Source organism: Fredinandcohnia onubensis, assembly GCF_002734215.1.
Classification (GTDB): Bacteria; Bacillota; Bacilli; order Bacillales; family Bacillaceae_L; genus Ferdinandcohnia; species Ferdinandcohnia onubensis.
In genome coordinates this window covers 339,457-354,551 of the sequence record NZ_NSEB01000011.1, presented here as the reverse complement: position 1 = coordinate 354,551, position 15,095 = coordinate 339,457, and the positions used below count along the sequence as shown (strand labels likewise).

The 15,095-nt window shown below is 37.1% G+C and carries 13 protein-coding genes; 10 read left to right on the top strand and 3 right to left on the bottom strand.

Going from position 1 to position 15,095, the window contains the following annotated elements; translation table 11 throughout:
* Positions 1–99 precede the first annotated feature (99 nt).
* The 8 genes from CKK03_RS14165 to CKK03_RS14130 all read left to right on the top strand — a co-directional run bounded on the left by CKK03_RS14165 (position 100) and on the right by CKK03_RS14130 (position 10,683).
* Positions 100–1,482, top strand: coding sequence for an L-cystine transporter (locus tag CKK03_RS14165; RefSeq protein ID WP_099363192.1), 1,383 nt, complete (start codon positions 100–102; stop codon positions 1,480–1,482).
* Between the two features lie 85 nt (positions 1,483–1,567).
* On the top strand, positions 1,568–2,323 hold the full coding sequence (locus CKK03_RS14160; protein ID WP_099363191.1) for a VOC family protein: 756 nt from the start codon (positions 1,568–1,570) through the stop codon (positions 2,321–2,323).
* 317 nt (positions 2,324–2,640) lie between these two features.
* On the top strand, positions 2,641–3,909 hold the full coding sequence (locus tag CKK03_RS14155; protein ID WP_099363190.1) for an ATP-binding protein: 1,269 nt from the start codon (positions 2,641–2,643) through the stop codon (positions 3,907–3,909).
* A 153-nt stretch (positions 3,910–4,062) separates the two neighbouring features.
* Positions 4,063–4,905, top strand: a complete 843-nt coding sequence (gene glcT / locus CKK03_RS14150; protein WP_099363189.1) for a glucose PTS transporter transcription antiterminator GlcT — start codon at positions 4,063–4,065, stop codon at positions 4,903–4,905.
* Between the two features lie 200 nt (positions 4,906–5,105).
* Complete coding sequence (gene ptsG / locus CKK03_RS14145) at positions 5,106–7,133, top strand: glucose-specific PTS transporter subunit IIBC (protein WP_099363188.1); 2,028 nt, start codon at positions 5,106–5,108, stop codon at positions 7,131–7,133.
* A gap of 202 nt (positions 7,134–7,335) precedes the next feature.
* On the top strand, positions 7,336–8,286 hold the full coding sequence (locus CKK03_RS14140; RefSeq protein ID WP_099363187.1) for an AAA family ATPase: 951 nt from the start codon (positions 7,336–7,338) through the stop codon (positions 8,284–8,286).
* Positions 8,286–9,476 (top strand): DUF58 domain-containing protein, encoded by a 1,191-nt coding sequence (locus CKK03_RS14135; protein ID WP_099363186.1) that lies wholly within the window; start codon positions 8,286–8,288, stop codon positions 9,474–9,476. Before CKK03_RS14140 ends, CKK03_RS14135 begins: the two co-directional genes overlap by 1 nt.
* Positions 9,466–10,683, top strand: coding sequence for a DUF4129 domain-containing protein (locus CKK03_RS14130; RefSeq protein ID WP_099363185.1), 1,218 nt, complete (start codon positions 9,466–9,468; stop codon positions 10,681–10,683). The genes CKK03_RS14135 and CKK03_RS14130 overlap by 11 nt, the downstream gene beginning before the upstream one ends.
* Positions 10,684–10,723: 40 nt before the next feature.
* Here CKK03_RS14130 and CKK03_RS24145 read toward each other — a convergent pair whose 3' ends face one another.
* From CKK03_RS24145 to CKK03_RS14120, 3 genes are all read right to left on the bottom strand, one after another.
* Positions 10,724–10,849, bottom strand: coding sequence for a hypothetical protein (locus CKK03_RS24145; protein WP_257215775.1), 126 nt, complete (start codon positions 10,847–10,849; stop codon positions 10,724–10,726).
* Positions 10,850–10,924: 75 nt separating this feature from the next.
* Complete coding sequence (locus CKK03_RS14125; RefSeq protein WP_099363184.1) at positions 10,925–11,692, bottom strand: alpha/beta fold hydrolase; 768 nt, start codon at positions 11,690–11,692, stop codon at positions 10,925–10,927.
* Between the two features lie 101 nt (positions 11,693–11,793).
* Positions 11,794–12,591 (bottom strand): HAD family hydrolase, encoded by a 798-nt coding sequence (locus tag CKK03_RS14120; protein WP_180271251.1) that lies wholly within the window; start codon positions 12,589–12,591, stop codon positions 11,794–11,796.
* 503 nt (positions 12,592–13,094) lie between these two features.
* On the opposite strand from CKK03_RS14120, the gene CKK03_RS14115 reads away from it, so the two are divergent.
* Both CKK03_RS14115 and ptsP read left to right on the top strand, forming a co-directional pair.
* The gene (locus CKK03_RS14115; protein ID WP_099363182.1) at positions 13,095–13,361 is read left to right on the top strand and encodes a phosphocarrier protein HPr; all 267 of its coding nucleotides are present in this window, start codon (positions 13,095–13,097) and stop codon (positions 13,359–13,361) included.
* The gene (gene ptsP, locus CKK03_RS14110; RefSeq protein WP_099363181.1) at positions 13,361–15,079 is read left to right on the top strand and encodes a phosphoenolpyruvate--protein phosphotransferase; all 1,719 of its coding nucleotides are present in this window, start codon (positions 13,361–13,363) and stop codon (positions 15,077–15,079) included. Before CKK03_RS14115 ends, ptsP begins: the two co-directional genes overlap by 1 nt.
* The last annotated feature ends 16 nt before the right edge of the window (positions 15,080–15,095 follow it).

Sequence of the window (15,095 nt, the reverse complement as noted above, 5' to 3'; positions counted from 1 at the left end):
AATCCATAAAAATTTGGAATTAGGCTATTTTGTACTTGACGTAAGGTCAGTAAGCAATTATATTTTAATACATTAGTAAATAAAAAGGGGGTAATACATATGAGTTTACTTGGTATTGTAAATATCGTTTTTATGGTCTTATTACTACTATTATTGTTTTATATGCAGAAAAAACATGTCTCGTTTTCAAAACGTGTATTTGCAGCACTTGGACTAGGGATTGTCTTTGGTCTCGTCCTACAACTCATTTATGGTGTTGATTCAGAAATCATTTCTGAGTCAATTAGTTGGTTTAATATTGTCGGAAATGGTTATGTGAAGTTTTTACAAATGATCGTAATGCCACTAGTGTTCATTTCCATTGTATCAGCTTTTACAAAAATGAAATTGGCAAATAATATCGGAAAAATTAGTGTTCTGATCCTTGGAATTCTAATAGGTACAACTGCAATCTCAGCACTTGTTGGAATTGGAACAACGGTTGCATTTGACTTAGAGGCTGTTCAAATCGAAGCTGGAGAGGCTGAACAAGCAAGAGGTGCTTCGATAGAAGAACGATATGCGGGTATTCAAGATAAAACATTCCCAGAACAGATTGTTGACTTATTGCCTGCTAACCCATTCTTAGACTTTACTGGGGCTCGTTCCACATCAACGATTGCTATTGTTATCTTTGCAGCGTTCATAGGAATTGCTTTCCTTGGAGTTCGTCGCAAAGATCCTGAGAATGCAGAATTGTTTGCGAAAATTATCGATGCCCTTTATTCGGTGATCATGCGCGTTGTAACGTTAATTTTACGTTTAACTCCGTATGGAGTACTTGCGATTATGACACGAGTGACAGCTACGAGTGATTATGGTGCGATTTATAAGCTTGGTAAATTTGTTGTAGCATCTTATGTTGCGTTATTGATTGTGTTTGCAATTCATTTATTGTTAATTACATTAGCTGGATTAAATCCGATTACGTATGTGAAGAAGGCTTTCCCTGTGTTAACTTTCGCGTTTACGTCTCGTAGTAGTGCAGGGACATTACCACTTAACATCAAAGCACAAACAAATGATTTAGGTGTTCCAGAAGGAATTGCAAACTTTGCAGGTTCATTTGGACTTTCCATTGGACAAAACGGGTGTGCAGGTGTATACCCTGCGATGCTCGCGATAATGATTGCACCAACAGTTGGTATCAATCCATTGGATCCAACCTTTATCTTAACAGTTGTAGTAATTGTAGCAATTAGTTCCTTTGGTGTTGCTGGTGTTGGGGGAGGAGCAACTTTTGCTGCCATTCTCGTATTGTCAGCACTTGACCTTCCAGTAGCATTAGCAGGTTTATTAATATCTGTTGAACCTTTAATTGACATGGGACGTACAGCACTGAACGTTAGCGGTAGTATGACAGCAGGTGTTCTGACAAGTAAAGTAACGAAAGAACTTGACACTGAAACGTACACAAACCCATCTCAACAACTGGGTGCATAAGAGAAGTGAAAAATAAGACCCCGATTGTAAGGGTCTTATTTTTTTATGATAAAATGTATTAAAAATAGGCTAGGGAGATGATAGGGTGGATATTCGTTTTGACCATGTTGTCCATTATGTTAATGATCCTTTTGAGGCAATGACAGCATTTCGACTTCTTGGTTTCCATACGGCAAAAGGTGGTAATCACGAGATTTGGGGGACCTATAATACCCTTTGTTATTTTAAAAATCTTGCCTATATCGAATGGATTGGGATTAACCATCTAGAGGTTACAAAGGAAGGTAGTCACCCGTTTAGCCGTCATTTGTATGAAGACTTTAAACGAGGAGAAGGTCTTTCACAAATTGCCTTTCGGACCAACTCGATAGATCAAACCAACCAGGAACTTACCCAAAAAGGCATCAAAACAATAGGACCTTTCCCAGGCTCCAGAATGCGACCAGATGGCTCCCTTCTCCAATGGTCGATGCTCTTTATTGATCTTACCCAGCCAATGCCATTTTTCATTGAGTGGGGGGATGACGATAAAGTTAGGGAACAAGAGCTTATTGAAAAAGAGGTTTATGTTCCAGACTCAAAATCCATTTCCTTCATTGCATACGCTGTGGAACAGGCAGAAAATCTTGCAGATATTTGGGCAAAAGTATTAAATGGCACAGTTGATAACTCAACGATACCGGGTACTGAACAAAAAGCAATAAAGGTCCATTTTGACACAATCGATGTATACTTTATTAGCTTAAAGGAACATCCAAGAGGGGAACGTCCTTTTCTAGTTGGAATAGAACCTAAAGCACAAAAGGAGATTAGTCTCCACGGCGCTAAGTATTTATTGTAAAACGAAAAAGAACCAACCGTATATACACGGTTGGTTCTAATTTCTGAGCGTAATAAAACTTTATTTACATAATTGATGATACATACATGCCGCGGTAGATTTTGAAAATCTTAAACAACGAAAGCCCTACCTCTCTTTCGTCCTTTCGGCTCCGAAGCCGGTCCAGTGTGAATAAGTCTTTCTCAAATGTAAAAGATAAAACGTAAAATTAAATTTATCTATATCTATATATAATAATTATGTTAAAGTTAATAGGGAACAAATTTTTATTATACAGGAAAATATTCTTGTTGTCAAATGGTAGTGGGGTGCTTGTCATGTCTGTAAAAACACTTTTCAAGAAGAGATTGCTACTTATCTATTTCTTGGCAAGCCTAATATGGATAACTTTCTCTGAATATGTGATTGATCTATTTCCTTCCGTTTATGATAATTATTATCAAATCGGTAAAGGGTTGATCTTTGTCGTTTTCACAACCGTTCTTATTCATCTTATTATTAAGAAACATGATGCCTATATCAAGGCAATAGAGGAACAAAATGAGTTGTCGACACTTATTAATGCGATGCCTGATTTTGTCTGTTTTAAAGACGGAGAGGGTAGGTGGATCCGTGTAAATGAATATGGAAAAGACCTCTACCAACTTCATGGTAAACCTTATAAAAACAAAACAGATAAAGAACTGGCAGAAATGTTTCCGTTCTTTAAAGAGCCATTCTTAGGTTGTGTTGACTCGGATGAGGAAGCATGGAAACAAGGAATGACTACTCGTGTGGAAGAATCATTTCCTCTCCTAAGTGGAGAAATCAAGACATTTGATGTAATCAAGGTTCCTTTATTCGACGATGAAGGAAGAAGAAAAGGTCTGGTAACAATTGGTCGTGATATCTCAAAAGTAAAAGCCGCTGAAGAGCTTGCGCTAAGAAGGGAGAAACTTTCTGTAGTAGGTGAGTTGGCTGCGGGAATAGCCCATGAAATACGTAATCCACTTACGACGATTAAAGGCTTTGTCCAATTGCAGAAGGAAAAGAATGAATCAACATCTCATATTTCCGATATTATCCTTTCAGAACTTGATCGGATTAATCAGATTGTGAGTGAATTACTCGTATTTTCCAAGCCTCAAAGCAAAACCTTAAAGGAATTCGAATTAAAAGAACTGATTAATTATGTCATCAAGCTCACATCACACGAAGCTACCCTATATAATGTCAAGGTTATCGTGGAAAATGACGCTGAACATGCTGTTCTTTATGGCGATATAAATGAATTAATCCAAGTGTTTGTCAATGTCATTAAAAATTCAATTGATGCGATGCCAGATGGAGGAAGAACGAAAATTCGTACTAAAGTAGTGGGAGATCATGTTCAAATTGAAGTGATTGACACAGGGGTGGGTATCCCTAAAGAGAGACTTGAAAAAATTGGGGAACCATTTTTCACATTAAAAGAAAAAGGTATGGGACTTGGGCTCACAATGAGTAACAAGATTATCCAAGACCATAAAGGAAACTTTAGTATTCAGAGTAAGGTTGGGTTAGGCACAAAAGTTATCATTACTTTACCTGTCAGACAGACATTATAAAAAGGATAGTTGAAATAAACTCCTTCTTTTTGTTCGTTCACTTTGACTTTCACATGATTAACACAATTCATTACAAGGTAAAAATATTGATTTCTTTTTCTCTCTCATATACGATATGAATTGTATGTCAAAGTCAAAAAGTGGGGAATTAAGATGTCCGTCATTACTATATCTAAAGTTTTGAATAATAATGTCGTCATTGCAGATCACTCCGACTATGGGGAGGTCGTTTTAATAGGAAAGGGCATCGGCTTTAACCGAAAGCAGAAAGAGGTGCTCGAAGCGGCTAGCGTAGAAAAGCTGTTCGTCCTGAAAAATGAAAAAATACAAACGAACTATATTAAGCTTCTACCATACTTAGAGGATGATTTACAGAGTGTGATTATTTCCGCTATTGAGTTAATCAAAAGCAGAACAGATGCTTCGTTGAATGAGCATATCCATGTAGCCTTGACCGATCACTTGATGTATACTGTTGCCAGGGTTTCACAGGGGTTAGAAATCCGAAATCCTTTTTTAATAGAAACGAAAACCATGTATCCTAGGGAATACGATATTGCCAAGGAAGTAATGGAATTATTTAGAGAAGAATGTAATATACATTTGCCCGAGGGAGAAGCTGGTTTTATCGCCCTTCACATCCACAGTGCAATAACCAATAAAGAATTATCTGAAGTAAATCAGCATTCTCAACTAATGACAAAATTAGTTCAGTTGGTAGAGGATCAGTTGAAAATGGTGATCGACAAACAGAGCATTGATTATATGAGACTTGTACGACATTTGAGATTCGTCATTGAACGTGTAAAAGTGGGAGAAAAAGTAGAAGAACCAGAAAAAATCACTGCTCTCTTGAAAGAAGAATATCCGTTATGTTATAATCTCTCGTGGAAACTCATTAAGGTAATACAGCAAGCGATGAAGAAACCAGTTTTTGACGCAGAAGCAGTCTATATAACGATGCATCTGCAAAGGCTTCAGAAGAAAATTAAATAGTATACATTGTTTTTAACGTGTTACTGATTCGATCAGGCATGAGTAAAGAGAATGATTGAAATAAGTATGACAGGATATATTGCCCTTTATTGGGGGAATATTATTCGCGTAACTTCTTTCGATTAACCTCTTTCTCATGCCTTTTTTATGTTTATGCGACTACCTCATGAGAATGAAAAATTAGTAGGGGGTTTTAAACCGTGTTTAAAAAAGTTTTTGGTGTCCTGCAAAAGATTGGTAAAGCGCTAATGCTTCCTGTAGCCCTTTTACCAGCAGCAGGTCTATTACTTGGAATAGGAAATGCGATGCAGCAAGAAACAATGCTTCAATATCTTCCGTTCCTAGAAGCTGATTGGATTCAACTTATTGCTTCGGTAATGGAGGATGCTGGGGGAATCATATTTAGTAATCTAGCCCTTCTCTTTGCAGTTGGGGTAGCGATTGGTTTAGCTGGAGATGGTGCAGCAGCACTTGCTGCATTAGTCGGTTATTTAGTTCTAAATCAGGTAATGAGCTCATGGCAGGGAGTTACTCCTGATATGCTTTCTGATAATCCTGCTTTATCATCTGTATTAGGAATACCTACATTACAAACAGGTGTATTTGGAGGTATTATTGTTGGTCTTATAGCTGCTTTTGCTTATAACCGCTTTCATGATATTGAAATGCCTTCATTTCTTGGTTTTTTTGCAGGGAAACGATTTGTTCCGATTGCAACTGCCGCGTTTTCTTTTATAGCCGGTCTTTTATTATTGGTCGTGTGGCCACCAGTCCAAGAGGCAATGAATAGTGCGTCACTTTGGTTGATAGAAGAAGGTTCGTATTTTGCTGTGTTTTTCTTTGGATTTATAAAAAGATTGTTAATTCCGTTTGGTTTACATCATATTTTCCATGCGCCGTTCTGGTATGAATTCGGTTCTTATACAACCGCATCTGGTCAAGTCGTTAGGGGAGATATGACGATCTTCTTTTCACAATTGAAAGATGGAGTGGAAATTACCGCTGGTAACTTTATGGCTGGTGAATTTCCAATTATGATGTTTGGTTTACCGGCTGCTGCGCTTGCCATGTATCATGCTGCACGTCCGGAAAATAAAAAATTAGTAGCTGGTTTATTAGGTTCAGGTGCCTTAACATCGTTCTTAACGGGTATCACAGAGCCACTTGAATTTTCATTTATGTTTGTGTCACCTATTCTTTTCTTAATCCATGCAGTGCTGGACGGATTATCATTTGTTTTAATGACAGCTTTAAGTGTTAATATCGGCTACACCTTCTCCGGTGGAGGAATTGACTTTTTCTTATTTGGTATATTGCCAGGTAGAGAGCCTTGGTGGATTGCTATATTAGTAGGTCTCGTTTTTGCAGTTATCTATTATTTTGTTTTCCGTTTTGCAATAAAAAAGTTTAATCTCATGACACCTGGACGCGAAGTAAAAGGTGAAGAGGAAAAGAAAGGTCAGGCTGGAGATCTCGCTTATAACATCATGAATGCAATGGGTGGACAAGAAAATATTGCCCATCTTGATGCATGTATCACCCGACTACGTGTCTCTGTGAACGATATAAAAAATGTGGATAAAGATGAATTGAAAAAACTAGGCGCAGCTGGTGTGCTAGAGGTTGGAAATAATATTCAAGCCATTTTTGGACCACGTTCTGAAATAATTAAAAGCCAAATGCAAGACGTAATGAACGGAAAGAAACCCCGTGAAGTAGAAACGAACCAAATTGAAAAAACAAATCCAGTAAGTAGTGAACAACAAAGTGTTGATCGTTTTTATTCGCCTATTAAAGGTGAAATAAAGCCAATTACTGAAGTTCCAGATGCGGTGTTTTCTGGTAAAATGATGGGTGATGGTTTTGCAATTGTACCATCTGAAGGTGTCATTGTTTCACCTGTTAATGGAAAGGTAATCAACTTGTTCCCTACAAAACACGCGATTGGGATTCTATCTGATTCAGGCCGAGAAATTCTGATTCATGTTGGGATTGACACAGTTAATCTTAAAGGACAAGGGTTTGAAACGTTTGTGATTGAGAATGATAAGGTCGAAAAAGGTCAACAACTTTTAAAAGTTGATTTAGACTTTATTAAGAAAAATGCAACGTCCATTATTACTCCAATTGTCTTTACAAACCTTGCAGAGGGCGAAGAAATCGTTCTTAAAAAGCAAGGAAACATAAATCTTTCTGAAGAAAATATCATCGAGATTACAAAAGGATAATCAATACAACAGACAGATCATGGTTAATTCTAGGGGTCTGTCTGTTTTTATTTAAAGGAGCGCAATGAGAGTTTAGTACTCTCTTTTTTTTTTTACGGACAAAATTCATACAATGCAGGATAATTATGTTGGAAAATACCCACATTTTTGATAAATTTAAATTGTCACATGATTAATAATTTAATAAAAACAGGGGGCAATTATGTCTGCAAAAGAGAATGTTCTAAAAATCAAAGAGAATATTGGGAAAGTCATCATTGGGAAGGACGAAGTGATTGAACTTGTCCTAAATTCCCTTATTAATAAAGGTCATATTTTACTAGAAAGTGTTCCTGGTACGGGAAAAACGATGCTTGCGAAGAGTTTTGCAAAGTCTATTAGTGGTATTTTTAAGCGCATTCAATTTACACCAGACGTACTGCCTAGTGATATTTCTGGGATTCAATTTTTTAATCCGAAAGAGCAGGAATTTCAGCTACGCCCTGGTCCGGTAATGACTAATATTCTATTAGCCGATGAAATTAACCGTGCAACTCCTAGGACTCAATCAAGTTTGCTCGAGGTCATGGAGGAGCGTCAGGTAACGATCGATGGAGAAACGTTAAAACTTCCATCACCGTTTGTAGTGATCGCAACTCAAAACCCAATCGAATCACAGCAGGGGACTTTTCCATTGCCTGAGGCGCAAATGGACCGTTTCTTTGTCCAAATTGATTTAGGTTATCCAAGCTTTGAAGAGGAAAAGCAAATTATGAGAACCTATCGTCAAAATAATCCGATTGAGGAAATTTTGGAGGTCCTTATAAAAGAAGAGATTATATCGATGCAAGCTGAGGTCGGGCAAGTGAAACTTTCTGATGAAGTAGAAGACTATTTACTAAGAATCGTACACTCAACAAGAAAGCATACTGATGTTGAAGTGGGAGTCAGTCCGAGGGGGACTCTAGCACTTATGAAGGCTGCTCAAGGAAAAGCGTATTTGGATGGGCGTATGTTTGTAACCCCAGAGGATATTAAATATATGGCTCCATATGTCATTTCTCATCGGCTGGTGCTCACGATGGAGGGGTCACTAAAGAAAACAAATCGCCAGGTTATACATGAACTGCTATCAACGGTTTCTGTCCCGGTGGAAGCTGGAGCAGTGAAGTAATGGACTGGAAACGGCAAATATCCATTGGAAATGAATTGTCGTATATGTCATTTCTTTCTTCTGTTTTTATACTTGTAGGGATTCTTTCACAGGTATTTTTGCTTCTTTTTGTAGGGGTCTTGTTTCTTTTATATGTATTTGTGAACAAATTTTATTTAAAACATGTTGGAAATAAAATCAACGTTTCGATCGATAAAGAAACCGTAAAGCTCTTTAAAGGAGAAGATGGTGATTTTTCACTCACATTAAAGCAAGAAGGTCGTTTACCAATCATAAATGGTCAAATTCGGCTAACTGTAGATCACGTAGTAGGATTTCAGAACGAAAGAAAAATACTAGAGACAGAACAAATCGAACTAACCTTACCACTTAATCTAATAGGAAGACAGGCTCAAACCACAATGCTGCCTTTTGAAGGGAAGCAAAGGGGAGTTGCGAAAATCCGTACGATTGAGTTAAGAATCCCTCATTTATTTGGCTTTGGTGAGGCATATCTTCAATATACGAAACCGGTTGCCTTTGAAACGATTATTTTTTCTTCGCCGGAAACGGTTGGAGGGATTGAGAAAATTGTCCCGAAAAATCAGGGAGAGTATCCAATTCGGAGTTCATTTTTTGAAGATATGACACAAATAATCGGAACGAGAGGTTATGTACCAACTGATCCATTTAACCGGGTGCACTGGAAAGCGAGTGCACGTACAAATCAATTACAAACGAAGATTTTTGATAAAACAGCTCAATTCTCTTGGACAATAATAATCAATGTGCGCGAACGAAAACTAGAAGATTATTTAAGCGGGTTAACGTATATGCTTGAAGCAGCAACATTAAAAAACATTCCATTTGAAGTGTTCGTTAATGTCAGAAGGGCAGGGAGAACCCCTTTTATCCACCTACCAATAGGCAAAGGAAAGGAACACTTAGCGAAAGCACTGGAATTAATTGCTAGACTTAGTAAGCATAGTGTAACAATTCCATTTCATTTTATGATCCATGCAATCGAAAGACAGCAACAACTTTCACCTTACGTCATTGTGATAGGTGAAATAGAAGAGAATGAGCAACTGATCCTGAGTAGGTTTGCAAGAAAAGGTGTCGATTGTTTTAAACTAATTGAGAATGATGACTCCATTTATTTACAAAAGGCATCCTTGGCAATGAGAAGGGGGGATTCCCATGCGATTTAGTCAGTCTTTACTTAAGTCGTATCAATACGTAATGGAGATGATCCTTCTCTATGTTTTACTAATGTTGTTCTATATTCACACTGACTATTTGCCGCCCATTATACCATTTCTGTTTCTTACGGGCGGCGGAGCAGTCATTATAGCATTCCTGTTATCACTGATGAAATCAAATACCCCGTATTTTTTCATTATGTTAATCGTTCCATTGCTTGCCCTTGTTAGTAGTGAAATAGGGCTATCTTTTGGTCAAAGTATTGTGATTGCGGCTGTTGTTTGTTATCGAATTATTATCCATTACCACAAGAATCCTAAGCTGACAGAAGCTATGATTTTAAATGGTAGTTTACTATTTGGTGGGTTAACTTATTTTGCAGCAAAGGTCCAAGGGTATGTCCACAGTGACCTTATCTTATATTTACTTGTGACTCAATTGATTTTCTTTATGATTGGAAAAATACTAAACAGTGTAAGTACAAGTTCACTCGTGAAGAAAACAATCGCTACAAAACAGAACTCCTGGTCTGTTGTCGGGCTGTTTAGTGGCTTGTTTGTGGGTGCTATTGGTGTCGCGGTTATTTTTCCAATCGTTCTTGTTAAAGGTTTGTCTTTGGTTACGTCCATTATTGGAGCTGGCTTTTACTGGGTTTCAAAGCCACTTTTTAATGCTGTCGAAAATATCGATTCCTATAGAGGTTCTCAGGGTGAAAGTGTTGGAACTTTGAACTGGGAAGAATCAGAAAAGAAAAATCCACTTTTTGAGCTGATCGGCAGCTTTGATATTTGGTTTTATCTATCTATTCTTGGCCTACTTCTATTAGCAGTGATTCTTTTCTTCCTAGCAAAAAAGAGATTTGTAAAAGAAGCTGCTGTGGTTGGCGACGTATACCAATATGCAACGATTACAGAAGGGGTTACAAGCCCTACTGCAAAATGGAGACGTCCAAAACGACAGACACCACAAATAAAAGTACGAAAGCTTATCCTTGAACTCGAAGTGCTCGCAGCAAAGCATGGATTTGGACGATACCATCATGAAAGCGTATCAGAATGGTTAGGAAGAAACCATTTCCTTGACTACCGACTTGTTGAACTCTATGAGAGAGTACGTTATGGGGATGAAGTATTGACCGATGAGGAAAACAAGGCTTGTGAGGAGATCGTTCAGAAGGTAAAAGAGAAGATTAAATCGTTAAAGAAGCTGAAATGAAAAAAGAAGAACCTGGGTGTCCAGGTTCTTTTCATGTTACTTATTTTTTCTTCTTTTTCTGTTTTTTAGGTGTTCCGCCAATTTCTTCGCCAAATTCTTCGTTATGAGAAACAGTTGGGTTTGCCACTTCTTGGCTTACCTTATTTTGTCTTCCTTTTTTAGCCATTATGTTGCCCCCCTTATTAAAATTTTTGTTCGATTATTATTATGTGTTATCTTACGGTATAAAATGAACGAACTTTTATAGTTTTTCCATGAATGTTTCAATTAATTGATTGAATGTATGTGCATGTCTCGTCGGTACTTGATGTCTAGCTTTATTAACAAAGACCCTCTCAGCATTTGGAATTTCCTTCTCTAAAAAACGTTGATAGGAGTGCATGTAGAAATCGAAGGAACCATCAACTAGTAGAACAGGTACTTTTATATCTTTTAATCGATGCGAACAATTATATTCGAGTCCTCTTATGTACATTTGATAGAGAATATTTACATTTGATTTTTTTACATATTGTTCAATTTCCTTTTTATATTCTTTCTTTGTACCATGTGCCTTCCCTAATACCTTTGCTAAAACAGATAATCCTTTCATTCTAACGGTGGAGATTCCAAGCTTAAATTCTGACCGTAATAAAAATGTGTTCACCTCTGAAAAACCACCAATTAATATGATGCCTTCAACACGTTCGGGATTGGAAAGGGCAAATTCCAATGCAATGGATCCGCCATTTGAATAACCGCATACAACGACTTTTTCGAGTGATAGTTGATCTATCAGTTGCAGAATATCAGTTGCTAATAATGAAATGGTGATATCCTCAGTTCCTGGATCACTATTCCCATTTCCACGTAGATCAAATGTAATGACTTGAAATTTTTTTGAAAGGGGTTGTTGCAATTTAAAGGTTACACGTCCCATGCCAGGAGGGTGAATGAAAACAATTGGTTTCCCCTCACCATGGCTTTCATAATAGATTTGGGTCTGGTTCGTACATGTTATATAGGGCATCTCTTCTTCCTCCAACAAATCAGTGCAAATGATTTTGTTTAGTTTTTGGTTAGATGCTTTCTTTTATTACATAAAAAAGACTCGAATTTCTTCGAGTCTACTTAAACAGTTTGTTTACTATTTTCTTTTAAAATCATTTCAACCGCTTCGGCCACAGATTGAACCACAAATTTTGCTTCTTTTTTCACTTCGTCATGTGCAGTCTCCATCACAAAACTGTAAGGAGTTAAGCGGAACATCGGAATATCATTAAACGAATCCCCAATGCATGCAATTTCCTCTGGTTTTAATGAAAGATCCTCGAGAAGTTTTATTATTGCATTCCCTTTACTGATTTGCTTTGGCATAATATCTAAAACATGTTTTTCGGAAATGAACAAATCAATTTCATCTGAATAATCATTAGAAAGTGTTTCGTACGTCTCGAAAATATCGTTTTCGAAACCAATCAGGGTAATCTTTGATGGTTTAATTTCTCTAAACTTCGTACTAATTTCTGGATCAATGATGATAGGATGGAACATTCTTTTTTGAACACCCTCAACATACTCATTATTTTCATGGGTGTAATTCGTGTCATAGCTACAGACAATCGTGACGAACTTCGAATTCAATACTTTATGATAGATTGTTTCTGCTATTTCGGTTGTGAAGGTACGAGAAAAAATGGACCGATCATCTATGGTTGAGGCAAATGCCCCATTTTGGCTAATTCGATGAAAGTTTTGCCCAATCGATTTTAATACTTCCTTTATCTCAGTATCCATTCGACCCGTGGCAATGCTAATTTGAAGTCCATCTTGTGCGGCCTTGGTTAATGCTTTAGTATCTTCAGGATTTACAGAATTGTCTTCCCGCAGTAGTGTTCCGTCTAAATCACTAACGATCAGTTTGATCAATTTAAGCACCTCCAACTTTATTATGTAGATAAAATACAATATTTGCTTATTATACATGACTACCATTAAGGATTGTAATCTTTAAATGCATTGTTTGTAAAGAATAGTACATTCGATTAATAAGTTATTGTAAATGAAAAACTTTCTCAATTTTCGTTTTAAAACGATTATTTGCCTTTCTGTTGAAATAAGTTCTATTCCTATGCTATACTTTTCGTGTAAAAGGTTAGGTATAAAAGGTAAGAGCATGTTAACCAAATCTAAATCTAAAATTTACATATTTATAATGTATTACGTGTTACTGATTCGATCAGGCATGAGTAAAGTAGTGGTAAAAGCTATAGGCAAAGAATCCCATTTTTTGCATAGGTTTTATCGTCTTTCTCATGCCTTTATTTATTGCATTTAGGGAACACAATAATACTCTTTCTTTACATATCTACCGGAAACGAACAAATACTACAAGTAATTATTATTAAAATAAGTGAAAAGGGGAAATAATCATGGCAGAAAAAACATTTAAAATTACAAGTGAATCAGGAATTCATGCACGTCCAGCAACAGTATTGGTACAGGCTGCTAGTAAATATAACTCAGACATTCAATTAGAATATAACGGAAAGTCCGTAAACCTTAAGTCAATTATGGGTGTTATGTCTCTTGGAATTGGACAAGGCGCAGAGGTTAAAATCGTTGCAGAAGGTTCTGACGAAGCAGAAGTAATCGCTAACTTGACAGAAATTATAGCAAATGAAGGACTTGGTGAATAATGTCTGAAATGATTAAAGGAATTGCTGCTTCAGCAGGTATCGCAATCGCAAAAAGCTTTCGTTTAGAGCATCCTGATTTAACTGTTGAAAGACAAACAATTAGTGACAAGGATGCCGAAATTAAGCGTTTTGAAGAAGCAGTTAATCAATCAAAAGAAGAATTAGAAGCGATTAAGGATCGAGCAAATGTTGAACTAGGGGAAGACAAAGCGGCAATTTTTTCAGCCCATCTTCTTGTATTAAGCGATCCAGAACTCCTTAATCCTATTAAAGATAAAATAAACTCTGAAAATGTGAATGCAGAGTTTGCGTTACAGGAAGTAGCGAATATGTTCATTACCATGTTCGAAGGAATGGACAATGAATATATGGCAGAACGAGCTTCTGATATTCGTGATGTAACAAAACGTGTTTTGGCTCATCTACTAGGAGTGACCATCTCTAATCCAAGTATGATTTCAGAAGAAGTCATCATTATTGCGGAAGATTTGACTCCTTCAGACACAGCTCAATTAAATCGAAATTATGTAAAAGGCTTTACCACTGATATTGGTGGCCGTACTTCACACTCTGCGATTATGGCTCGTTCCATGGAGATTCCAGCAGTAGTTGGAACAAAAACGGTTACTTCTGATATTGAAAATGGGGTAATGGTTATTGTTGATGGACTTGATGGTGCTGTCATTGTTAATCCATCTGAGGAAGTTTTAGCTCAGTACCGTCAAAAGAAAGAGCAATATGAAGCACAGAAAACTGAATGGGCTAAACTAAAAAATGAAAAAACTGTTACAAGTGACGGGGAGCATGTAGAACTTGCTGCCAATATCGGAACTCCAGAAGATGTAAAAGGAGTTCTCGAAAATGGCGGAGAAGCAATTGGACTGTATCGTACAGAGTTCCTTTATATGGGTCGTGACCAACTTCCTACAGAGGAAGAGCAATTCGAATCCTATAAAACCGTTCTTGAAAAAATGGAAGGTAAGCCTGTTGTCGTTCGTACACTAGATATAGGTGGGGATAAAGAGCTTCCATACTTAAATCTTCCGAAAGAATTAAATCCGTTCTTAGGATTTAGAGCGATTCGTCTTTGCTTAGAGGAACAGGATATTTTCCGTACACAATTACGTGCGCTACTTCGTGCAAGTACATATGGGAACTTAAAAATCATGTTCCCAATGATTGCAACTCTTGATGAGTTTAGACAAGCTAAAGCGATTTTACTTGATGAAAAAGAAAAGCTTGTAGCGAGTGGAACTTCTGTATCTGATACAATTGAAATCGGAATAATGGTAGAAATTCCTTCCACTGCTGTATTAGCTGACCAATTTGCAAAAGAAGTGGATTTCTTTAGTATTGGCACAAATGATTTAATTCAATATACAATGGCTGCTGACCGAATGAACGAGCGCGTCTCATATCTTTATCAGCCATATTCTCCATCAATCTTAAGACTCATTTCAATGGTGATTGAAGCGGCTCATAAGGAAGGCAAGTGGGCAGGCATGTGTGGAGAAATGGCCGGGGATACGATCGCAATTCCAATTCTGTTAGGATTAGGATTAGACGAATTCAGTATGAGCGCAACATCAATCTTACCTGCAAGAACTCAAATCAAGAAGCTTTCTAAAGCTGAAATCGCAAGCTTCAAAGAAAAGATTCTTTCTATGAGCACAACAGAAGAAGTAGTTGAATTTGTAAAAGCAAACTTCATGAACTAAAGAAAAAACGAGTCTA